Annotated in this window: 26 protein-coding genes and 1 riboswitch; all 26 genes read right to left on the bottom strand. The window is 29.3% G+C overall.

The features are described from left to right. Nucleotides 1-40: 40 nt before the first annotated feature. Nucleotides 41-1,315, bottom strand: coding sequence for a replication-associated recombination protein A (locus tag M4I33_RS11345; protein WP_257916892.1), 1,275 nt, complete (start codon nt 1,313-1,315; stop codon nt 41-43). A gap of 189 nt (nt 1,316-1,504) precedes the next feature. Beyond that, complete coding sequence (locus tag M4I33_RS11350) at nt 1,505-1,771, bottom strand: hypothetical protein (RefSeq protein ID WP_257916893.1); 267 nt, start codon at nt 1,769-1,771, stop codon at nt 1,505-1,507. Between the two features lie 81 nt (nt 1,772-1,852). Continuing rightward, nucleotides 1,853-2,263 carry a hypothetical protein gene (locus tag M4I33_RS11355; protein WP_194190226.1) on the bottom strand — a complete coding sequence of 137 codons (411 nt, stop codon included), beginning with the start codon at nt 2,261-2,263 and terminating at the stop codon, nt 1,853-1,855. A gap of 85 nt (nt 2,264-2,348) precedes the next feature. Continuing rightward, nucleotides 2,349-2,795: a peroxiredoxin gene (locus M4I33_RS11360; RefSeq protein WP_257916894.1), complete on the bottom strand. Its 447-nt coding sequence runs from the start codon at nt 2,793-2,795 to the stop codon at nt 2,349-2,351. Between the two features lie 61 nt (nt 2,796-2,856). Next, the gene (locus M4I33_RS11365; protein WP_257916895.1) at nt 2,857-3,651 is read right to left on the bottom strand and encodes an ABC transporter ATP-binding protein; all 795 of its coding nucleotides are present in this window, start codon (nt 3,649-3,651) and stop codon (nt 2,857-2,859) included. After that, complete coding sequence (locus M4I33_RS11370; RefSeq protein WP_257916896.1) at nt 3,644-4,501, bottom strand: ABC transporter permease; 858 nt, start codon at nt 4,499-4,501, stop codon at nt 3,644-3,646. The genes M4I33_RS11365 and M4I33_RS11370 overlap by 8 nt, the downstream gene beginning before the upstream one ends. Then, complete coding sequence (locus tag M4I33_RS11375; RefSeq protein ID WP_257916897.1) at nt 4,501-5,490, bottom strand: ABC transporter substrate-binding protein; 990 nt, start codon at nt 5,488-5,490, stop codon at nt 4,501-4,503. The genes M4I33_RS11370 and M4I33_RS11375 overlap by 1 nt, the downstream gene beginning before the upstream one ends. A 116-nt stretch (nt 5,491-5,606) precedes the next feature. Beyond that, nucleotides 5,607-6,020 carry a HutP family protein gene (locus M4I33_RS11380; RefSeq protein WP_257916898.1) on the bottom strand — a complete coding sequence of 138 codons (414 nt, stop codon included), beginning with the start codon at nt 6,018-6,020 and terminating at the stop codon, nt 5,607-5,609. A 12-nt stretch (nt 6,021-6,032) separates the two neighbouring features. After that, on the bottom strand, nt 6,033-7,016 hold the full coding sequence (locus tag M4I33_RS11385; protein WP_257916899.1) for a DUF4003 domain-containing protein: 984 nt from the start codon (nt 7,014-7,016) through the stop codon (nt 6,033-6,035). Nucleotides 7,017-7,148: 132 nt separating this feature from the next. Continuing rightward, nucleotides 7,149-7,964: an acetyl-CoA carboxylase carboxyltransferase subunit alpha gene (locus tag M4I33_RS11390; RefSeq protein WP_257916900.1), complete on the bottom strand. Its 816-nt coding sequence runs from the start codon at nt 7,962-7,964 to the stop codon at nt 7,149-7,151. Continuing rightward, the gene (gene accD / locus M4I33_RS11395) at nt 7,957-8,826 is read right to left on the bottom strand and encodes an acetyl-CoA carboxylase, carboxyltransferase subunit beta (RefSeq protein ID WP_257916901.1); all 870 of its coding nucleotides are present in this window, start codon (nt 8,824-8,826) and stop codon (nt 7,957-7,959) included. The genes M4I33_RS11390 and accD overlap by 8 nt, the downstream gene beginning before the upstream one ends. Then, nucleotides 8,819-10,171 (bottom strand): acetyl-CoA carboxylase biotin carboxylase subunit, encoded by a 1,353-nt coding sequence (locus M4I33_RS11400; RefSeq protein WP_257916902.1) that lies wholly within the window; start codon nt 10,169-10,171, stop codon nt 8,819-8,821. Before M4I33_RS11400 ends, accD begins: the two co-directional genes overlap by 8 nt. 9 nt (nt 10,172-10,180) lie before the next feature. Then, on the bottom strand, nt 10,181-10,600 hold the full coding sequence (gene fabZ / locus M4I33_RS11405) for a 3-hydroxyacyl-ACP dehydratase FabZ (protein WP_257916903.1): 420 nt from the start codon (nt 10,598-10,600) through the stop codon (nt 10,181-10,183). A 3-nt stretch (nt 10,601-10,603) separates the two neighbouring features. Further along, a complete protein-coding gene (gene accB, locus M4I33_RS11410) occupies nt 10,604-11,077 on the bottom strand; it encodes an acetyl-CoA carboxylase biotin carboxyl carrier protein (protein ID WP_257916904.1) in 474 nt (157 codons plus the stop codon). Nucleotides 11,078-11,089: 12 nt separating this feature from the next. Continuing rightward, on the bottom strand, nt 11,090-12,331 hold the full coding sequence (fabF, locus tag M4I33_RS11415; RefSeq protein WP_257916905.1) for a beta-ketoacyl-ACP synthase II: 1,242 nt from the start codon (nt 12,329-12,331) through the stop codon (nt 11,090-11,092). A 10-nt stretch (nt 12,332-12,341) separates the two neighbouring features. Beyond that, entirely contained in the window at nt 12,342-13,082 is a 741-nt protein-coding gene (gene fabG / locus M4I33_RS11420) for a 3-oxoacyl-[acyl-carrier-protein] reductase (RefSeq protein ID WP_257916906.1), read from the bottom strand. Nucleotides 13,083-13,097: 15 nt separating this feature from the next. Continuing rightward, nucleotides 13,098-14,036, bottom strand: a complete 939-nt coding sequence (gene fabD / locus M4I33_RS11425) for an ACP S-malonyltransferase (RefSeq protein ID WP_257916907.1) — start codon at nt 14,034-14,036, stop codon at nt 13,098-13,100. Beyond that, entirely contained in the window at nt 14,029-14,967 is a 939-nt protein-coding gene (gene fabK / locus M4I33_RS11430; protein WP_257916908.1) for an enoyl-[acyl-carrier-protein] reductase FabK, read from the bottom strand. The genes fabD and fabK overlap by 8 nt, the downstream gene beginning before the upstream one ends. A gap of 87 nt (nt 14,968-15,054) precedes the next feature. After that, on the bottom strand, nt 15,055-15,279 hold the full coding sequence (gene acpP, locus M4I33_RS11435) for an acyl carrier protein (protein WP_257916909.1): 225 nt from the start codon (nt 15,277-15,279) through the stop codon (nt 15,055-15,057). 58 nt (nt 15,280-15,337) lie between these two features. Beyond that, nucleotides 15,338-16,315 carry a beta-ketoacyl-ACP synthase III gene (locus M4I33_RS11440; protein WP_257916910.1) on the bottom strand — a complete coding sequence of 326 codons (978 nt, stop codon included), beginning with the start codon at nt 16,313-16,315 and terminating at the stop codon, nt 15,338-15,340. 11 nt (nt 16,316-16,326) lie between these two features. Beyond that, nucleotides 16,327-16,779 carry a MarR family winged helix-turn-helix transcriptional regulator gene (locus tag M4I33_RS11445; RefSeq protein ID WP_194190208.1) on the bottom strand — a complete coding sequence of 151 codons (453 nt, stop codon included), beginning with the start codon at nt 16,777-16,779 and terminating at the stop codon, nt 16,327-16,329. Between the two features lie 401 nt (nt 16,780-17,180). After that, nucleotides 17,181-18,575 (bottom strand): NCS2 family permease, encoded by a 1,395-nt coding sequence (locus M4I33_RS11450; RefSeq protein WP_257916911.1) that lies wholly within the window; start codon nt 18,573-18,575, stop codon nt 17,181-17,183. Between the two features lie 73 nt (nt 18,576-18,648). After that, nucleotides 18,649-18,750, bottom strand: a riboswitch (purine riboswitch). Between the two features lie 48 nt (nt 18,751-18,798). After that, on the bottom strand, nt 18,799-19,212 hold the full coding sequence (locus tag M4I33_RS11455) for a DUF3592 domain-containing protein (protein WP_257916912.1): 414 nt from the start codon (nt 19,210-19,212) through the stop codon (nt 18,799-18,801). 101 nt (nt 19,213-19,313) lie between these two features. Further along, entirely contained in the window at nt 19,314-19,814 is a 501-nt protein-coding gene (locus tag M4I33_RS11460; RefSeq protein WP_257916913.1) for a flavin reductase family protein, read from the bottom strand. Between the two features lies 1 nt (nt 19,815). Then, nucleotides 19,816-20,694, bottom strand: a complete 879-nt coding sequence (locus tag M4I33_RS11465; protein ID WP_257916914.1) for an NAD-dependent epimerase/dehydratase family protein — start codon at nt 20,692-20,694, stop codon at nt 19,816-19,818. Nucleotides 20,695-20,820: 126 nt separating this feature from the next. Next, nucleotides 20,821-21,033, bottom strand: a complete 213-nt coding sequence (locus M4I33_RS11470; RefSeq protein WP_257916915.1) for a hypothetical protein — start codon at nt 21,031-21,033, stop codon at nt 20,821-20,823. Nucleotides 21,034-21,072: the final 39 nt, after the last annotated feature.

Consider the following 21,072-nt stretch of genomic DNA (forward strand, 5'->3'; position numbering starts at 1 on the left):
ATATCTTAGCAAATCACTCGGTTATTGTCAATATTCATTATTATTTTTTAATTTTTATTTCTCTCCAGTACTCTGAAATAGCTCTCTCAAACTTGTTGTTTCCAGGGTTATAGTACTTTTCATCTTTAATAGATTCTGGCATATAATCTTGCTTTACATAAGAATTTTTAAAGTTATGAGGATATTTATATTCTACTCCTCTTCCTAAATTTTTAGCTCCATTATAGTGAGCATCTTTTAAAAGCCTAGGTACTTCTGATATTTTTTTAGTATCTAGATCTTTTAAAGCGCTATCTATTGCAACAATTGCGCTATTTGATTTAGGACTTGTAGAAAGTAAAATAGTTGCCTCAGCTAAAGGGATTCTAGCTTCTGGAAAACCAAGTTCTCTAGCTGAATCTACAAGTGCCTTAACTATAGATGCACCTTGTGGATAAGCAAGGCCTATATCTTCTGATGCTATAACTTGAAGTCTTCTACAAATAGAAATTAAATCACCAGCTTTTATAAGCCTTGCTAAATAGTGAATTGCAGCATCTGGGTCACTTCCCCTTATAGATTTTTGAAAAGCACTTAAAATATCATAATGATCATCACCATTTTTATCGTAACCAAAAACTTTAAGCTGAGAACTATCTTTAGCAACTTCAGTTGTTATATTAATAATTCCCTCTTTGTTTGGATTTGTAGAATTTATTGCTATCTCAATAGCATTTAAACTTTTTCTTACGTCACCATTTGATATGTTAGAGAAATATTCATACGCATCATCTTCTACAATTACTTTAAATGTTTCAAATTCTTTGTTTTGAATCTCAACTGCTCTTTTCAATGCTTTTTTTATATCATCATTATCTAGTTCTTTAAATTCAAAAATGGTAGACCTTGAAAGTAAGGCTTTAAATATATAGTGATATGGATTTTCTGTAGTTGATGCTATTAATGTTATTCTTCCATCTTCAATATACTCTAGTAAGGATTGTTGCTGCTTTTTATTAAAGTTTTGTATCTCATCTAAATACAATAGCACTCCATCTCTACCGATAAATGTATCTAACTCTTCTGTTATTTTTTGAATATCTTTTAATGAAGCATTTGTTGCATTTAACTTATAAAACTTTTTATTTGCTTTGTTTGCAATAATATTTGCTACAGTAGTTTTACCAACTCCAGGTGGCCCATAAAAAATCATATTGTTTATTATTCCACTTTTTAATATTCTGTTTAATATTTTATTTTCACCTAATATATGTTTTTGACCGTATACCTCACTTAGTTCTTCTGGTCTAATTTTTTCTGCTAATGGCTTTCTCATGATAACCTCCTAACATTAATTAAATTTATTATATCACAATTTTTTCACCATAAGCTTTACATAACTTTTCTTATTTAAAGTATGTTACATTAGCTTATTTAGATGAATTCTTTTATAGTCCCCCTTTAATAAACACCCTATAATTTTTAATTGCAAGTCAAAAAAAAGATCCAAAGTAAACTTTGAATCTTAAAAATATCTATAATAGTTTTCATTCATATTTTTAGCCATAATTTCTAGAACTTCTGGGTCTGCCCTTTCTATAACTTCAAAGGTGAAACCGCAATATAAAAGTCCTAAAATAGGTAATGTTTTTATTTCTGCATCTGATAAGCTGATTATACCAATACCCGTTAAGATACAAGAATAAATCCCAATGCGTTCTTTTGTGCAAAGTTTTAAAACTTTCTTTTTAATCCTTTTAGGAGTAGGTATAGTTATCGCTGTAATAATCATATAAACACTAAAAAAATTGCTTTCTTTAGTATTATATTAAATAATTATAAGATTATTCTTCCAATATTTCCCAGTAAATAATTACTCTGCTTGAGTAAGTAATCTCTTTAAAATATCCATCATTTTAACGTCTTTAATTTCTAAAGAACCTATTAAAATTATACCTCTTACTTCTTCAAATGATCTGTCCCAACTATAAGGAAGAAATCTCATTTTACTGTCTTCTGGTAAAAACTCTTCTATTTCCATAGAAGCCTCTTCAGCTGTTGCTAAATATTCTTCAAATAATTCATCTTCTGTAAGAGAATCTATTTCAATCCCCTCTAATTCTTCATTTAAAGCATCTATAGAAATTGAAAGATTATAAGCTGCTAAATCTTCTCTTTTAGTTCCTTTGCTCATATCTTTTAATACTTTAAATTCAGTATTATCTTCTATTGTTTTTTTTATATCTTTAGTATCCATTATCTCATTTCCAAAAACTATGTACATAAACATTCTCCTTTTTATTTGCATTATAGGCTAAGTATACAAAAATAAAAAGCTAAAGGCAAATACCCTTTAGCTAATATTTAAATTAAAGCAAACTTTCAACATGTCCTTTAACTTTAACTTTTCTGTATATATCTATTATTTTACCTTCTTCATCAACTACAAATGTACTTCTTTCAATTCCAAATACCTTTTTGCCAAACATATTTTTCTCTTTAAGTACATCATAAAGTCTACATACTACCTCATCTTCATCAGATAAAAGAACAAATGGTAAATCATATTTATTTATAAATTTTTCATGAGATTTTAAATTATCGCGGCTTACTCCTAAAACAACTGTATTGTTATCTATAAAACTTTCATAATGATTTTTAAAATCTTGCGCTTCTAAAGAACATCCAGGTGTATTATCTTTAGGGTAAAAATATAGTATTACTCTCTTTCCTTTATAATCTTTTAAGCTATGTTCTTTGTTATCTGATCCCATAAGTTTAAATTCTGGTGCTATCATACCAACTTTTAATTCCATATTATCACCTCATATATTATTTAATAATAATTATTATATAATATATTTTTAATAATATCAACTATACAAATAAACTTCTATCACTAAGTTCATCTGTAAGTTTTACTTTATCAAATAAATTTAATAATTCATTCTTAGTTAAATTCTCCTTTTCTTCTTTAGATACGTCTAAGACTATTTCCCCCTGATGCATCATTATTAATCTATTCCCATAACTTAAAGCATATTTTAAGTTATGAGTCACCATAATTGTTGTTATATTTTTTTCTTTTACAATCAAATCTGTTATTTCCATTATCTTTTTTGAAGTTTTAGGGTCTAGCGCTGCTGTATGCTCATCTAATAATAGAATTTTAGGATTTGACATAACTGATAGTAAAAGAGTTAAAGCTTGCCTTTGACCTCCAGACAACGCACTTACCTTTTTATGAATTTTATCTTCCATCCCTAAACCTAAGTGATTTAATAATTCTTTGTAATAATTTATTCTACTTTTTTTTATTCCTAAACCTAGCCCAAATCTCTTTCCCTTATTATCTCCAAGTGCTAAATTCTGAAGTATAGTCATATTTGAAGCAACTCCAAAGGATGGGTTTTGATAAACTCTTCCTATGTCTTTTGCAATTTTATATTCTTTTAATTTTGATACTTCTTTATCTTCAATATATATTTCTCCACAATCTGCCCTTATAGTTCCTGAAATCAAATTTAACAAACTAGATTTCCCTGCCCCATTAGAACCGATAATTGATATAAATTCTCCACTTTTTACATCTAAAGAAAAGTCTTTAAATAAATTATTTTCATTTATTGTATCTTTGTTAAATATTTTATTTACTTTATTTATCCTAAGCATTACTTTTACCTCCAAATAGCGATTTTATTTTAAAATTGTTTAAGCTAAGTGCAAAGACTATAAGTAAAGCTGTTAATAATTTTAAATTATTTGGATTTAACCCAAGTTCTAAAGAGAATTGTATAGCGCCATAATATATAACAGTACCAAGTATCGCAAGAGTACTTAAATTAATAAAAGATAACTTTTTAAATAAAGATACACCTATAATTACACATGCAAGACCTTTAACAACAATCCCACTTCCCATATTAACATCTGAAAATCCATTATATTGCGCACTTAATGCACCAGATAGTGCAACCAATGCATTACTTATAACTAACCCTAAAAACTTTATTTTATTTTTACTTACTCCTAAAGATGTAACAACTTGTTCGTTGTCTCCTACCCCTATTAGTAAAAATCCAATCTGAGTCTTCATAAAATAATCAAATATCAATTTTACTATTATTAAAATTATTGAAATTATAAAAATACTTTTTATATTATTATTAAAGATATTATTATCACTAAATAACGGCAAGTTTGATTTACCCATAATAAATAAATTTACAGAATATAATCCAATCATAACTAAAATACCAGACATTAAATTTGTTATTTTTAATTTAACATGCAATATAGCTGTTATTCCGCCAGCTATTCCCCCTATAGCCATAGCTATAAAAGTACTAACTAAATGATTAACCCCACTTACTATTAATGCACTTGCAACTGCTGCACCTAAAGGAAAGGTTCCATCAACTGAAAGGTCTGGAAAATCTAATATCTTATAAGTTATATATACCCCTATAGAAACTAGAGAAAATAAAAATGCTTGCTCTAGTATGCTTACAATAAGTTCCACTATTTATCTCCTCCACTTATAAAATCAGCCTTTTCTCTTATTTCTTTTGGCACTTCTATATTAAGTTCTTTAGCTACATCTTCATTTATCTTAATTTTTAGATTTTCTAATGTTGTTATTTCTATTTCGCTAGGCTTCTCACCTTCAATTATTCTAATAGCTTTATTTGCAGCTTCCTTTCCAAGTTCATAATAATCAATACCAAGTGTAACTAATCCTCCAGCATTTATCATCGCTTCTTCAGCCCCTAAAACTGGAATCTTTTTATCTCTACATATTTTACCTACTAAAGAATAGGATGAAGCAACTGTGTTGTCTGTTGGCGTATATAGTGCATCTATTTTATTTATTGCACTTTTTAAATTTTGATCTATTTCATTTACATTAGTTATTCCTATTTCAACTACATTAATATTATTTTTACTTGCTGCATTTTTAAAATTATTTAATTGCACTACACTATTTGCTTCTGATGTATTATATATAAAACCTATACTTTTAACATCCTTTACTAAAGATTTTAATAAATCCAATTGCTTATCTATAGGCACCATATCTGATACTCCAGTTACGTTATTCCCTGATGATTTAAAGCTACTTGCAATTTTTGCACTTACTGGGTCTGTAACTGCTGTAAATACTATCGGAATTTCCTTAGTGCAATTATATGCTGCCTGTGCAGCTGGCGTTGCTATTGCAAATATTAAATCCTTTTTACTATCTGAAAATTGTTTATTTATAGTTTGGGCTGTTTGAAAATCTCCTTGAGCATTTTTATAATCAATATCAATATTTTTCGAATTTTCATATCCTTTCTCTAAAAGTCTATCTTTAAACCCTTCATAAGCTTTATCTAGCGCATCATGCTGTATAAGTTGACATACTCCTATTTTTATCTTTTCATTTTTTTCTTCCTCTTTACTACTGCATCCTACTAAACAAATTAAAATAGCTACACCTAAGGCTCCTATAATTTTTTTACCTACCATAATACTTAACCTCCAAATTATTTTTTATTATATATATTTATAAAACAAAAAATTTATATATTCTTTTTAGTTAAATATTTTATGTAAAAATAAAAAAAGGAGATAAAAATCTCCTTTTAAAGCGATATCGCTCTATGTCCTATTCCAATTACAACTTCATCTAAGTGTAAAAGCCCTATACTTAAAAAGATACAAACTGAAATATGTTCGCCTTCTCTTGCTATTCCAATTTTTCCACCAACATTTTGTCCACTTGCTCTTTTTTGAACGTCCATAAGAGCATCTCTTGTAGCTCCAATTATAGCACCTTCATGCAAATGTTCTTCTCTTATAAGGCCGTTTCTTTTAGATGCTACTAAGGCTCTTTCTAGTATCTTGCTTATAGAATCATTTATATTTCCACCAATATTTACAGCTGTAACTAAAATATTATTTTCCTTATATTTCTTTTTTAAATACTCTTCTTCTTCTCTTGTTGAAATAGCCATTCTTGTTGCAATCTTTGCAACTTCTGTACTGGTATTTTTCATACCTCACTCCAATTACTTAATGCCAATAGATAGCATTACATATTCTTCAATTATCCTAATATAACTTTCACTGTTAAATTCTATATCTATTATGTCACCTTTAATATACTCAACATATCTTTCTAAAACTATATTTAAAGCAGTTTTAAAAGTTTGCGTTTCATTAACTTTAAATTTTCTATACCTTTTACTTTCCGAGAGCGTATTATATATACTGTTAACTCCTTTTACGAAAACATCCTCATCTTTTATAAAGTTAGATGCAAGACCTATTAAGGCGTATATATAATTATCAAAGGAAACATCGTCTCTCATAAGTAAACACTTAATTCTTAATGCTTTTTCTATTTTACTTTCTAATAACTCCCCTTCTAATTTTGAAGGGTCCTCTTCTGAGATAAGTAAAGTATAATAAAATAATTCTGAATCACTGACATCTTTGATGTTTGCTAAATCAAAACATTTATCTATTAATTTCACGTTTTCATAAATATCTATAAAAGAATCTTGCATTAAAGAAAGATACGAAATTAATAGGTAATCTTTTTTAAAGTCATTTAAATTATCTATTTCTGACACTTTAGATAATATCTTTTTAAACCTTTCTAAAGAGTCTTTTAATTCATCTTCTTTAACACGCTTTGATAATAAAAATGAAGCATAAATTAGTTTTTGACAAGGTGTTATTCCTTCAAGAAGTAACATATCATAAATATATCTAGTATTATTAAAAACTTCTTTGTAATCTTCTCTATCATTCATTATAGTAGAAAATACTTTAGAAAATTCCCCTCTAAATGGAGAATTAAATTTAGTCTTTCCTTTGATATATTTTCTAATTTCTTTTACCTTTTTAAAATCTAAAGACTCATTAGTTTCTGATGAAATTAATGCACCAAGTGATGCTATTTCTTTTTTATCACATCTCATGTTCTTTTTAAATTCATATAAAAACTCAATATATACTTTTACTTTCTCTTTCAGCTCAATATCCATTTAATTAATCATCCTCAATAATAAATAGTTTCTTTTTATTATATAATATTTCTAATATTTATTCTATGTTAAACATAAACATATTTACACTTTATTAATTTATATAAAAAGAGTGAGGGGATACCTCACTCTTTAAAAATCACTTCCGTAATTTCTATACTTTTTATATCTTTCTTCTAATAAATCATCTAATGGTTTATTTTTTAATTTTTCTAATTCTAAAGATAATGATTTTTTTAAAGCTGTTACCATTTTTAAAGGATTTTTATGCGCTCCTCCATTTGGCTCTTTTACTATAAAATCTATAACTTTAAAATTGATCAAGTCTTGAGCTGTTATTTTCATAACTTCACTAGCTTCTTTTACTCTTGTTCCATCTTTCCATAAGATAGATGCAAATCCTTCAGGCGATAAAATTGAGTATACTGAGTGTTCAAGCATTCCAATAGAATCACCTACTGCTAATGCTAAAGCTCCTCCACTTCCACCTTCTCCTGTTATAACTGATATTATTTGAGTTTTTAACTTACTCATTTCAAAAAGGTTAGTTGCAATAGCCGCACCTTGACCTCTTTCTTCAGCATCTACTCCGCAAAAAGCACCTGGAGTATCAATAAAACATATAACAGGTCTTTTGAATTTTTCTGCTTGCTTCATAAGCCTTAAAGCTTTTCTATAACCTTCTGGTCTTGGCATTCCAAAATTACGTTCTATATTTTCTTTAGTGTTTGATCCTTTGGTTATTGCAATAACAGTAACTGGAATTTTATTAAACATTCCAATTCCACCTACAATAGCCTTATCGTCACCAAAATTCCTATCGCCATGAAACTCTATAAAATCTTCTATTATATTATCTATATAGAATTTTCCAGTTGGTCTATCTTTATGTCTTGCAACATTAACTTTTTCAAATGAAGAAATTGTTTTAATTCTTGCTCTATTCATATCCGCATCCCCCATGTATTTTTAATATTTTATATACATAAGTTCTTAAATTATTTCTATCTACTATTTTATCTACAAATCCTTTTTGAAGTAAGAACTCCGCAGTTTGAAAGTCATCTGGAAGAGTCTCTTTTATTGTGTTTTCTATAACTCTTCTTCCTGCAAACCCAACTAAAGCTCTAGGTTCACTTAAAATAATATCACCTTCCATAGCAAAAGATGCCGTTACTCCTCCTGTTGTAGGATGAGTTAGAATAGTTATATTTAATAAACCTTTGTCACTATGCCTTGCTAGTGCAGCACTAACTTTTGCCATTTGCATAAGAGAAAGTATTCCCTCTTGCATTCTAGCACCTCCTGATGTTGTAAATATGATTAAAGGAAGTTCTTCTTTAGTTGCAAGTTCTACTATCCTAGTTATCTTTTCTCCTACAACAGTTCCCATACTTCCCATCATAAAATAACTATCCATAACAGCAGTACATACCTTTATTCCATTTATAAAAGAAACTCCTGTTATAACACCTTCTAGGCTATCTGTGCTTTTTAAAGCCTTAGTTATCTTTTCTTCGTATCCTTCAAATTCTAAAGGATTTTTAGTTCTTAAATATCTATCATATTCTGTGAATTTATCCTTATCAAAAAATAAATTTATTCTTTCTTTTGCTCTAAGTTTAAAGTGATAATTGCATTTTTTGCAAACATAATTATTACTTACTAAATCCTCATGATAAATAATAGAATGGCAATCTTCACACTTAGTCCACATACCAGACGGAATATTTGGTTTATTTTCTAAAGATTCACTATTACCTTTTATGGTTGCATATTTTTTCTTTTTTGAAAACAAATCTTTAAGCATTTCTAGTCACCAACTTCTTTCCTAAAAAAGAGGTATCGTAATCTCCTCTTAAGAATTCTTCTAGTTCTAAAATCCAGTATTGAAACTCTATATTAGTTTTAACTCCGCCTACACCAAATTCACTAAGGGCTCTCTTCATTTTAATTATAGCTTCTTCTCTATTTTCTCCGTAGGCTATAAGTTTTGCTATCATAGAATCATAACAGTGAGGAATTTTATATCCACAATAAACAGCTGAATCTAATCTAATTCCAAGCCCTCCTGGTAAATAAAGTTCATCTATTACACCAGGACAAGGTCTAAAATCATTAAACGGGTCTTCTGCATTAATTCTACACTCAATTGCATGACCAGTTATTTTAATGTCATCTTGAGTTAGCTTTAATTTTTCTCCACTTGAAATTTTTATTTGCTCTTTAACAATATCTACACCTGTTATCATCTCTGTTATAGGATGTTCAACTTGAATTCTAGTATTCATTTCCATGAAGTAGTAGTTGTTGTTTTTATCAAATAAAAACTCTATTGTTCCTGCATTTTTATAATTAACAGCTTTTGCTGCTCTCTTTGCAATCTCGCCCATCTCTTCTCTAGTTTTTTCGTTTAAAACTGAAGATGGTGCTTCTTCTAAAACTTTTTGGTTTTTTCTTTGAAGAGAACATTCTCTCTCCCCTAAATGTATTACATTCCCATATTCATCTGCTAATATTTGAAATTCTATATGTCTTGGTTCTTCTACGAACTTCTCAATATATAAAGTGTCATCCCCAAAACATGCACTTGATTCTGCTTTTGCAGTTTTATATCCCTTTAAAAATTCTGCATCATCTTTAGCGATTCTGATTCCTTTACCGCCTCCACCTGCTGCTGCCTTTATCATAACTGGATATCCGATTTCCTTTGCTATATCTAGAGCATGTTCTTCACTTTCAATAGTCCCTTCAAACCCTGGTACTACTGGTACATCTGCTTTCTTCATTACTTCTCTAGCATGTGCTTTATTACCCATAAGTTCAATTGACTGAAAATCTGGTCCTATAAATTTAATATTACATTCCTTGCACATCTTAGAAAATTTAGCATTTTCAGATAGAAAGCCAAATCCAGGATGAATTGCATCGGCACCTGTAAGAACACATGCGCTAAGTATATTAGTTATATTTAAATAACTATCTTTTGCAAGAGCTCCTCCTATACATACAGCCTCATCAGCTATTTGTGTATGAAGTGCTTCTTTGTCTATATCAGAATAAACAGCTACAGTTTGAATTCCAAGTTCTCTACAAGCTCTTATTATTCTAACTGCTATTTCACCTCTATTTGCTATTAGTACCTTTTTAAACATAATTTTCACCTATCCTATTGCAAACATAATTTGAGCTTCGCAAACTTTTTTACCATCTACAGTTGCTACACCATTTCCTATGCCTATTTTTCCTCTTAGTTTAACTATTTCACAGCTAAGTTCTAATTTATCTCCTGGAACTACAGGTTTTCTAAATTTAACCTTATCTGCTCCAGCAAAGAAAGGTATTTTTCCTTTAAATTCTTCCTTGCTAAGAATCGCAACTGCACCTACTTGTGCTATAGCTTCAAGAATTAAAACTCCAGGCATTACAGGTTCTTCTGGAAAATGTCCTTGAAAAAAATTATCATTTATTGTTACATTCTTATAACCTACAACTTTTTCTTTAGTAAGTTCAGTTATTCTATCTACTAAAAGAAATGGATATCTATGTGGTAATATTTCTTTAATCTCTTTAATATTTAACATTTTCTAAACCTCCTCGATTCTAAAAAGTGGAGTTCCAAACTCAACCATGTCACCATCTTTAATTAAAACTTCAGTAATCTTTCCATTACTTTCACTTTCTATTTCATTCATAAGTTTCATAGCTTCAATAATACAGATAACATCACCTTTATTTACGTTAGCCCCTAAAGTTACAAATGGATCAGAGTCTGGAGATGCTTTTGCATAAAAAGTTCCAACCATAGGTGAAGTTATTATTTTTCCGCCTTTTTCTTCTTTAGGAGTGCTATCATTTGCTTTAACTTCCTTTACTTCATTTAAAACTTTATCCTTTGTTTTAACTAAAGGAAGATCTAAATTTTTAACTTCTTTAAAACTTTCACTTCTATCCATTGATTTATCCATTTTTAATGATATTTCTGAATTGTTTAATTCAAAATATGCTAAATCTGAATCATTTATAAGATTAATTAATTCTTTTACTTCATTTATATTCATTTTTAAATCCTCCTAGTTTTCGCTCCACTTTTTAAATAGTAAAGTAGCATTGTGTCCACCAAAACCTAATGAGTTTGTTAAAGCATAATTAACTTCTTCATCTCTTCCGCCTGTGCTTACATAATCTAAATCGCAGTCTTCATCTTTTTTTTCTAAACCAATAGTAGGTGGAACAAAGTTCTCTAAAAGTGATTCTACGCAAATTATCGCTTCAATAGCACCTGCTGCCCCAAGTAAATGTCCTGTCATCGATTTTGTTGATGAAACAGGAATTTTAAAAGCATATTCACCAAATGCTTTTTTAATTGCAGCCGTTTCAAATTTATCGTTTAATGGAGTTGATGTTCCGTGTGCATTAATATAAGAAACTTCTTCTTTTTCTATATTTGCTTCGTTTATAGCTTCAAGCATAGCCCTTGCTGCACCTTCTCCATCTGGGTCTGGTGAAGTTATATGGTATGCATCACAAGTACTTCCATATCCAACAACCTCAGCTAAAATTTTAGCTCCTCTTTTTTTAGCAGATTCTAAAGATTCTAAAACAAGAATTCCAGCACCTTCTCCCATAACAAATCCACTTCTTTCTTTATCAAAAGGAATAGATGCTCTCTTAGGATCGTTTGAAGAATTTAATGCTTTTAAGCTTGCAAAACCTTCTATACCTATTTTAGTTATTGGAGCTTCAACTCCTCCAGCTAACATGACATCTGCATAACCATGCTTAATTTGTCTAAAGGCCTCACCTATTGAGTTTGTACCTGTAGCACAAGCTGTAACTACTGATGTTGAAGGTCCTTTTAACCCATATTTAATAGAGATATTTCCAGCTGCCATATTTATTATTGCCATAGGAATAAAAAATGGTGAAACTCTTCTTGAGCTTCCGCTTGCCATTTTAGATATTTCTGTTTCTATAGTTTGAAATCCACCAATACCAGACCCTACAATAACCCCTATTCTTTCTTTATCCATATTATCTAAATCTAAATTAGCTGATTTTATAGCTTCCTTAGCTGAAACTAAAGCAAATTGACAAAATCTATCTAATCTTTTACTTTCTTTTCTATCTAAATATTCTGTTGGATCAAAATCTTTAACTTCTCCAGCTATTTTAACTGAAACTTCGTCTTTGTCTACTAAGGTAACGTAATCTATTCCTAACTTACCAGCTTTTGCATTATTCCAAAAATCACTTACATTATTTCCTATAGGAGTTAATGCTCCCATTCCTGTAACTACAACTCTTCTATTCATCATTTCACCTCTACATTACCATTCCGCCATCTACATTTATAACTTGACCTGTTATATATGATGACTCTTCTGAAGCTAAAAATGCTACTAAGTTTGCAACATCTTCCGCTTCTCCTAATCTTCTAAGTGGTATATTTTTCTTAATTTCATCTTTATATTTATCATTTAAATCATTAGTCATATCTGTTTGAATAAATCCAGGTGCTACTGCATTTACAGTAATCCCTCTACTTCCAACTTCCTTTGCTAATGACTTTGTCATTCCAATTACACCAGCTTTTGATGCCGCATAATTTACTTGACCTGCATTTCCAATTAGTCCAATTACAGATGAAAGATTTATAATCTTTCCACCCTTTTGTCTAACCATTATTGGAGTAATTTCTTTTAAACAATTAAATACTCCCTTTAAATTTACATCTATAACACTATCAAAATCTTCTTGTTTCATTCTTAAAAGTAAAGTATCTTTTGTTATTCCAGCATTATTTACCATAATATCAATTTTTCCAAACTTTTCTTTTGCTGCTTTAAGCATTTCTGATACTTCATTTATATTTTGAATATCACATTTATATACAAGAACTTCTACGTTCATATCTTCTAATTCACTTTTTAATTCTGAAGCTTCTTTTTCACTACTTCTATAATTTAAAACAATATTTGAACCTGCCTTTGCTAATCTTTTAGCTATAGCCCTTCCAATACCTCTTGAAGCTCCTGTAACTACAGAACATTTATCTTTTAACATATAACCCTCCTATTATTATTCTTTAAATGCATTTATACATTCATTTAAAGAATCTACATCATAAACATTAAATACTTTTGCTTTTCTATCGATTTTTTTTACAAAACCTTTTAAAGTTTTTCCAGGTCCGATTTCTATAAACGTATCGACACCTTTATCTAGCATATCTTTAATAGTTTTTTCAAATAAGACAGCACTTTTTATATGATTTTTTAATAATTCTCTTTTATCGTCACCTTTTTCATATGGTAACCCTTTAACGTTTGAATAAATAACTTTATCTTCATCTTTAAAATCTACTTTTTCTAATTCTTTCATAAAATCAAAACTAGCATCTTCTAAAAGTGTGCTATGAAAAGGTCCACTTACGTTAAGTAATATTCCCATACCTCCAAGTTCTTTAGCTATCTTAATACTTTCTTCTACAGGTTTATTTTCACCTGATACCACAACTTGGCCTGGGCAATTATAATTTGCCCCTTGAATAATTCCAAATTCACTACATCTATTTAATAATTCCTTTGTTTTCTCTTCATTTAATTTAAGGATAGCTGCCATTTTTCCAAGGCCTTTAGGAAGAGAACTTCCCATAATTTTTCCTCTTTCTTTTACAAGTTTTAAACCATCTTCAAAAGAAATCGCGCCACCATAAATTAAAGCACCATATTCACCAAGGCTTAGCCCCGCTGTATACTTTCCATAAATCCCAGCTTCTTTTAATCCTTCTAAAGCAAGGAGTGATGCTAAAAGAATTGCTGGCTGTGCATTTTCAGTTTTTTTAAGTTCTTCATCTGTCCCGTTAAACATTAAGGATTCCATATCCATATTTAATATTTCACTAGACTTTAAAAATATTTCTTTACATCTTGGAATGCTTTCATAAAAATCTTTTCCCATTCCTATTTCTTGACTTCCTTGACCTACAAATAAAAATGCTACATTATCTTTAATCATCTAACCCTCCAAAATTATCTATAACCTTTTTAGCTCCATTTATTAAATCTTCTATTATTTCTTTGCAAGATTCTTCTTTAGTTACAAGTCCTGCTATTTGCCCTGCCATAACAGACCCATTTACAATATCTCCAGTTACTGCTGCAAGTGGCAAAGTTCCTTTTCCAAGTTCTTCAAGTTCATCAACTGAAGCACCACTTTTTTCACGTTTTTGGAATTCTCTTGATAATTTATTTTTTAATACTCTTACCGGATGACCAGTTGCTCTACCAGTAACATCAGTATCTATATCCTTCGCTTTTAAAACCTTATCTTTGTAGTTTTGATGAACAGTACATTCTTTTGCAACTAAAAATCTAGTTCCAAGTTGAACCCCTTCTGCGCCTAGCATAAAAGATGCAGCAACGCCTCTTCCATCTGCTATTCCGCCAGCTGCTATAACTGGTATATCTACAGAATCTACAACTTGAGGGATTAAAGACATAGTTGTTAACTGTCCAACGTGCCCACCTGATTCAGTTCCTTCTGCTATTATTGCGTCTGCACCAGACTTTTCCATCCTTTTAGCTAGTGCCACTGATGCAACAACCGGTATTACTTTTATTCCGTGTGATTTCCACATCTCCATATACTTTCCTGGGCTTCCAGCTCCAGTTGTTACTACAGGAACTTTTTCATCACAAACTAATTTTGCTACTTCGTCAACATGAGGTGACATAAGCATTATGTTCACTCCAAAAGGTTTATTAGTTAATTTTTTTGCTTTTCTTATCTCATCTCTTATCCATTCAATTGGAGCTGTACCTGTTATTAGTCCTAGCCCTCCAGCTTCGCTTACTCCTGCTGCAAGTGATGCATCTGCAATCCATGCCATCCCCCCTTGCAGCACTGGATGTTCTATATTTAACATTTCACAAACTCTATTTTTCATAAAAGTTCCTCCTAAAATTACTTAAAAATATAATTAAAATCGGGTTCTTTAAGAGCCCGATTTTTAAATATTTTAAAAGATCTATAATTACTCGCCTTTTTGTGCTTTAACGTAATCTACAGCATCTTTTACACTCTTAATATTTTCAGCATTTTCTAATTGTATTCCGTATTTTTCTTCTATTTCTATAACAACTTGGAATAAATCTAATGAATCTGCTCCTAAGTCTTCAAATGTTGTTTCAAGAGTTACTTCACTTTCCTCTACTCCTAATTGCTCACATACTACGTCTCTTATTTCTTCAAATATCATTTTTGTTACCTCCAAAAAATTTAAATTTTTTTTTATGTTTAAAGCCTTCTTAGCTTTTTTACCATTCTACTAGGATTGAACCACAAGTTAATCCTCCACCAAAACCAACTAATATGATTTTGTCACCTTTTTTTAGTAATCCTTTTTCAAAACAGTCATTTAGTGCAATTGGCACTGATGCTGATGATGTATTACCTACTTTTTCTAAATTTATATAAAACTTTTCTTTATCTAAATTAAGTTTCTTAGCTGCATATTCAATAATTCTAACGTTTGCTTGATGTGGAATAACATATTTTATATCAGAAATGTCTACTCCAGTATCTTTAAGGACGTTAATTATAGAATCTACCATAGCGCGAGTTGCAAATTTAAATACCTCTTGCCCATTCATTTGTATATATTTATTTTTTATTTCTTTATCTTTAACAAATGGATTTATTACATCAATAGCCTTTGATACTAAAGCATCACCCTTTTCGCCATCTGATATAGTAAATGTATTTATTATACCTTTTTCATCACTAGCTATTGCTTCTACTACGCAAGCTCCTCCACCGTCTCCAAATAAAATACAAGTTCTTCTATCAGTCCAGTCTACTATTTTAGAAAGAGTTTCTGCACCAACTACTAATGCTTTATTATACTTTCCACTCTTTAGTAAACCCATACATACTTCTAATGCATAAATAAATCCAGTACAAGCAGCATTTATATCAAAAGCAGTTGCTTTTTTTGCTCCTATTTCTTTTTGGACCATACACGCAACAGAAGGTGTAAATGAGTCAGGAGTGATTGTAGCTACTATAATTAAATCAATATCTTCTCCTTTAACATTTGCTCTTTCTAAAGCTATCTTAGAAGCTTCAAGTGCAATGTTTGAAGTATTTTCACCAGTTGAAACTCTTCTTTCACTAATTCCAGTTCTTTCAACTATCCATTGATCGTTAGTTTCTACAAGTTCACTCAAATCGTTATTTGTTACGATTTTGGGAGGTAAATATGCGCCTATGCTACTTATCTTTACTTCTTTCATATTTTTTCTCCTTAATCTTTTAAATTATACTCGACTTTAAAGAATTCATTTAATCTTTCAAGTGATGATATTAGGACTTTTTCTTCCTCAGGTGATAATCCTTCTATAGTTGCATTGATCATATCGTTATGAAACTTTTCATGCAATCTATAAGCAAGCTTGCCTCTTTTAGTAAGTTTTATTAACACGACTCTTCTATCTTCCTCAATTCTCTTTCTTTCAACATAACCTTTTTTAATAAGTTTGTTTATTGCAGTTGTAAGTGTTCCTACTGTTATTTTTAAAGTTTGAGCAACTTCTGACATAGTTTTTTCAGAATACATACCAATTGCATCTAAAGTGTGAATCTCAGTAACTGACAAATCGTTTAAAACCCCTTGCTTTAATGCTTGCTCTTCGATTTGAAGTATATCGTTAAATATTTGCACTAATAATTCATTTAATATCTGTTTCTTCTTTTCCATTTTAAATAAGTCCTCCATTTTGTTCATTTAATAAGCTAATTATAATAATAATTCCTTTCACCTGATAATTCAATCCATGTCAAATATTTTATAAATCAAATCTTTTGATAATCAAACTATAATGTATTCAAAGTGTTTTGTCAATAAAATATTTTGATATTCAAACTTATTTATTTTTTCTTAATAATTTAATATCTTCCCTAAAGTTGCTTGTTTACACATTTCAATGGAATATTTTTTTCATTTTCTACTTTCTATTTACTTAATATTTTTCATTAACTTTTATTTTTTATCCTCTCTTTAGTTATTTTTCTAAAAGCTAAAATTCAAAATATGCTAATTAAATAAATTTTAAGATATAAAAAAGAGAAGGTCTCCCTTCTCTTTTTTTATATCTTAAATTAATCTGGCATTAAAATAAATCTTAAAATAAATAATAATGCGAATACATAAAGTATTTTATGTACCTCTTTACCTTTACCAGTTGCTATTTTAACTATAGGATAAAATATCATACCAACTGCAATACCATTTGCAATTGAATAAGTAAATGGCATCATAGCTATTGTGAAAAATGCAGGTACCGCTTCTGTAAAATCACTAAAATCTATTTCTGAAACAGCTCCCATCATTAAAATTCCAACGATAACTAAAGCTGGAGCAGTAGCACTTTGTGGAACTATTCCAACAACTCCACTAAAGAATAATGATAATACAAGCATTATCGAAACAACTATGTTTGATAATCCTGTTCTTGCACCAGCTGATATTCCAGCTGCTGATTCAACAACAGTTGCTAAGGTTGTAGTTCCAAGAACTGCACCGCAAGTTGTACCAACTGCATCAGATTCAAGTGCTTTTCTTAAATTTTTTACATCACCATCTTCTGTAAGCATACCAGAACTTTGCGCAGTTCCAAGTAAAGTTCCTATCGTATCAAATAAATCTACTAAGCTTAAAGTTATTACAACCATAAATACCGTTAATAATGCACCTAAAACTCCATCACCATTACTAGTTAATAAACCTTTTATATCCATTGCAAAAAAAGTATCTCCTATAGTTGGCATTGAAAATATATGCATACCTTGAAGATTAGTAACTCCCATAGGAATTCCTATTAAAGTAGTTATTATTATACTAATTAACATAGCACCTGTTACTTTTCTTGCCATTAATACAATTCCAATAACAAGTCCGATTATTGTTAAAATTACTGCCTTATCTTTAAAATCTCCAAAAGCTACAAGAGTTCCTGGGCTTGCAACTACTAACCCACCACTTTTAAGTCCTATTAATGATATAAATAATCCAATTCCAGCTGTTATTGCATACTTTAAGTTTTGTGGAATAGCTGAAACTATCTTTTCTCTAATAGATGTTAAAGTTATTATTATAAATAAAATTCCTGAAATAAATACAGCTGCAAGACCTTCTTGCCATGTAAAATTAAGTTTTAAACAAATATTATAAGAAAAGAATGAAACAAGTCCAAGGCCTGGTGCTAATACAAAGGGTAAATTAGCTCTTAAAGCCATAATAAGAGTTCCAACAGCCGCTGCAATACAAACTGATGCAAAAGCCGAAGCTATTATAGGATCAGTTGACATAGATAAATTTAAAGCTGCATCCCCTTTTAACCCTTGTGCATTCATACCACCCATCTTTAAGATGTTTGGAATAACAAGAAGTGCATAAGCAAAAGTTACAAATGTTGTTAAACCACCTATAACTTCTGTCTTTACGTCAGTTTTATTTTCTTTTAATTTGAAAAATTTCTCTAGTTTGTTTTTCATCAAAGTCCTCCTAAAAAGTTATATAAAAAAACTAGCCGATTTATAGGTAAATCAACTCTAGCTTTAATAATAAATAAGACTTTGATTTACCCATAGTTAAAAAATTTAAGGTTTTTTCGTAGAAACATCTGAACCGTATTATCAGATATATATGGGCTTGTTCTTTTTTAAATTATTATACTATATTGTTTTTAAATTGTGTATGGTATTAAGTGGTATTTAGCTATAAAAGGTATAATGTTAACGAAAAACTTAGAAAAAGTATAGCTATTAAGAAAATATATAAAGGGAATTTTAAAAAGTCTATTTTTCTATCTAAAAATATACCTTTTCTTCTTCCTTTATCGTAAACTACAGTAATTTTATCTCCTAATTTTATTTCATCATTTCCAAATTCATCATCTGAAATAAATGTTATTTCCTCTTCCTCTGATATAAATTTAATTACAGGCTTATATATTTTAACAAAAGTTACATCGTGATATTTATCTACTATAGGTTCATCATATTCTTTTATATCGATTATTTCTCCAACTATCCTTTTTCCATTTTTATAAAAGTTTAATCTACTAAAAAATACAAATAGTGATACTAAAATTAAAACCAAACCTACTACTAATAATCCTATATATCCCATAGTAATCTCCTCTTTGTTTTTTTAGTTTATTATATGATAACATTTACACATAAGTTACTAATGCTTTCACTTTATAAAAAAAAACGTGCTAAATGCACGTTTTAATAAGTTTCTATTATTTCACCAAAGTATAGGTTATGTCCTTTAGTTTCTCCTTTATATATAGCTTCTTTTATTTCCTTATCTAAACTTTCTAAATCTACAACTGATTTAAATATTATCTTGCACTCGTAATATTTAAAACATCCTTCTACTACCGGAGCATTTATTTTTTTAGATTTTTTGAATTTAATATTCGCTTCGATTTCTTTATCTTTATCTCTTCCTGAAATAGTTCCACAAATACTAAGTGCTTTTTTTAAGTTATCATCTTCCTTTGGAATACTTATTGTAAATTCTTCTCCATCTTTTAAAAATTCGTTAGTATATCTTGAATCCCTAACTAAAGCCATAAATACAGGTTTTCTAAACATATATCCAACACTACCCCAAGAAATCGTCATAGTATTAACTTTTCCATCTTTTGACGCCGTTAGAAATGCTCCTCCTTTATAAAGGTTATCCATACTCTCTTCTAAATTAAATGTAAATGTATCTTTCATTTTATTTTTTCTCCTTTGCATATCTTTTAATATTTTCTACTAATTCACCTTTTGCATTTTTAAAGAAATATCCACCGAGTTCTTTAATATTTAAATTACTAATAGTTAAACCTAAATAATCATTATACGGCGAAGTTTTATTATTTTCTTCTTTTGATATCTTATAATCTTTTGATGTCTCGTCATAAATTATATCTAATATTTCTTCAAGGGAAACATCTCCAGTACAAGTTGCATTTATAGGTCCTGTAATATCTAAATCTCTAAGCCAAGTTAAAAATACCCCAGCTTCTCCTTGACTTATTATATTCATTTTTTGTTTTATATTAGTAGTTCCAATTTCTACTCCATCACATACATTTTCAACATATGTTTTAAGCCTATTTGTGTAATCATCTTTTCCAATTACAACTGGAAATCTAACAGCCATTACTTTAAAAGGTGCATTTTTAAAAAGATAAGATTCCATTAGCCTTTTCCCTTCTTTGTAAGAAAACTCTTCTCTTTCTCCTAGTTTTATATCGTACTTAAGAGGATTAAAGTCTCTTTCATTTAGATTTTCACCTTTATCATAAACGGCAGCAGAAGATATTACTATATACTTTTTCGTTTTTCCTTTTAAAACTTCTATAACTCTTTTAGCGTCGCTTGGACTATATGAAATAGTGTCATAGACAACATCATATTCTTTACCTTCTAAGGCATTTTTTAAATCATCAATAGAATTTTTATCACCCTTTAGCCTTTTTACACTATCATTAAACTCATCATACACATTACCTCTTGTAAATATTGTAACGTCATCACCTATAAGTAATAAGTCTTTAACTAACTCCTTACCAAAGAATCTTGTCCCACCAAACACCAATACTTTTTTCATATCCTCACCCCTTATTTATACCTTTAATAATATTTATTCTATTAATATTATTTTAACACCATTTTGCCCTATTTATAATAAAAAAAATTACTTTATTAGCTTTATGTAGCTAATAAAGTAATTTTTCTATCTACCAAATAGTAAAAATGAAGTTATTATAAAACTTAAAGGTGCAAGACATATTGAAATTTTCATATATTTTTTTGCACTTTTATGTAAAACTTCTACCTTTTCTTCGTCTGTTTCTTCTACTGCTTTTTTAAATATATTCATAGCTTTAAAAAATAATATAAGCATAGCTATAATTATAATTATATTTAATATAATAATTATCTCCATAAGTATCTCCTTTAAAATCCTTTATTATAGTATACTCTA

The sequence above is a fragment of the Clostridium sp. LY3-2 genome, from assembly GCF_024705715.1.
In the GTDB taxonomy this organism is placed as follows: Bacteria; Bacillota; Clostridia; order Clostridiales; family Clostridiaceae; genus Clostridium.

What these genes read in the sequence shown, in the direction of transcription:
- M4I33_RS11390 (WP_257916900.1), bottom strand. Translation starts at nt 7,964, where the DNA reads ATGAATAGAGCAAGAATTAAAACAATTTCTTCATTTGAAAAAGTTAAT.
- accB (WP_257916904.1), bottom strand. Translation starts at nt 11,077, where the DNA reads ATGAATATAAATGAAGTAAAAGAATTAATTAATCTTATAAATGATTCA.
- M4I33_RS11465 (WP_257916914.1), bottom strand. Translation starts at nt 20,694, where the DNA reads ATGAAAAAAGTATTGGTGTTTGGTGGGACAAGATTCTTTGGTAAGGAG.
- M4I33_RS11470 (WP_257916915.1), bottom strand. Translation starts at nt 21,033, where the DNA reads ATGGAGATAATTATTATATTAAATATAATTATAATTATAGCTATGCTT.
- fabG (WP_257916906.1), bottom strand. Translation starts at nt 13,082, where the DNA reads ATGTTAAAAGATAAATGTTCTGTAGTTACAGGAGCTTCAAGAGGTATT.
- M4I33_RS11455 (WP_257916912.1), bottom strand. Translation starts at nt 19,212, where the DNA reads ATGGGATATATAGGATTATTAGTAGTAGGTTTGGTTTTAATTTTAGTA.
- M4I33_RS11350 (WP_257916893.1), bottom strand. Translation starts at nt 1,771, where the DNA reads ATGATTATTACAGCGATAACTATACCTACTCCTAAAAGGATTAAAAAG.
- fabF (WP_257916905.1), bottom strand. Translation starts at nt 12,331, where the DNA reads ATGAATAGAAGAGTTGTAGTTACAGGAATGGGAGCATTAACTCCTATA.
- accD (WP_257916901.1), bottom strand. Translation starts at nt 8,826, where the DNA reads ATGCTTAAAGATTTGTTTTCAAAAAAGAAAAAATATGCAACCATAAAA.
- fabK (WP_257916908.1), bottom strand. Translation starts at nt 14,967, where the DNA reads ATGAAAAATAGAGTTTGTGAAATGTTAAATATAGAACATCCAGTGCTG.
- fabD (WP_257916907.1), bottom strand. Translation starts at nt 14,036, where the DNA reads ATGATTAAAGATAATGTAGCATTTTTATTTGTAGGTCAAGGAAGTCAA.
- M4I33_RS11460 (WP_257916913.1), bottom strand. Translation starts at nt 19,814, where the DNA reads ATGAAAGATACATTTACATTTAATTTAGAAGAGAGTATGGATAACCTT.
- M4I33_RS11385 (WP_257916899.1), bottom strand. Translation starts at nt 7,016, where the DNA reads ATGGATATTGAGCTGAAAGAGAAAGTAAAAGTATATATTGAGTTTTTA.
- fabZ (WP_257916903.1), bottom strand. Translation starts at nt 10,600, where the DNA reads ATGTTAAATATTAAAGAGATTAAAGAAATATTACCACATAGATATCCA.
- M4I33_RS11355 (WP_194190226.1), bottom strand. Translation starts at nt 2,263, where the DNA reads ATGTACATAGTTTTTGGAAATGAGATAATGGATACTAAAGATATAAAA.
- M4I33_RS11380 (WP_257916898.1), bottom strand. Translation starts at nt 6,020, where the DNA reads ATGAAAAATACCAGTACAGAAGTTGCAAAGATTGCAACAAGAATGGCT.
- M4I33_RS11375 (WP_257916897.1), bottom strand. Translation starts at nt 5,490, where the DNA reads ATGGTAGGTAAAAAAATTATAGGAGCCTTAGGTGTAGCTATTTTAATT.
- M4I33_RS11365 (WP_257916895.1), bottom strand. Translation starts at nt 3,651, where the DNA reads ATGCTTAGGATAAATAAAGTAAATAAAATATTTAACAAAGATACAATA.
- M4I33_RS11445 (WP_194190208.1), bottom strand. Translation starts at nt 16,779, where the DNA reads ATGGAAAAGAAGAAACAGATATTAAATGAATTATTAGTGCAAATATTT.
- M4I33_RS11450 (WP_257916911.1), bottom strand. Translation starts at nt 18,575, where the DNA reads ATGAAAAACAAACTAGAGAAATTTTTCAAATTAAAAGAAAATAAAACT.
- M4I33_RS11440 (WP_257916910.1), bottom strand. Translation starts at nt 16,315, where the DNA reads ATGAAAGAAGTAAAGATAAGTAGCATAGGCGCATATTTACCTCCCAAA.
- acpP (WP_257916909.1), bottom strand. Translation starts at nt 15,279, where the DNA reads ATGATATTTGAAGAAATAAGAGACGTAGTATGTGAGCAATTAGGAGTA.
- M4I33_RS11345 (WP_257916892.1), bottom strand. Translation starts at nt 1,315, where the DNA reads ATGAGAAAGCCATTAGCAGAAAAAATTAGACCAGAAGAACTAAGTGAG.
- M4I33_RS11400 (WP_257916902.1), bottom strand. Translation starts at nt 10,171, where the DNA reads ATGTTTAAAAAGGTACTAATAGCAAATAGAGGTGAAATAGCAGTTAGA.
- M4I33_RS11360 (WP_257916894.1), bottom strand. Translation starts at nt 2,795, where the DNA reads ATGGAATTAAAAGTTGGTATGATAGCACCAGAATTTAAACTTATGGGA.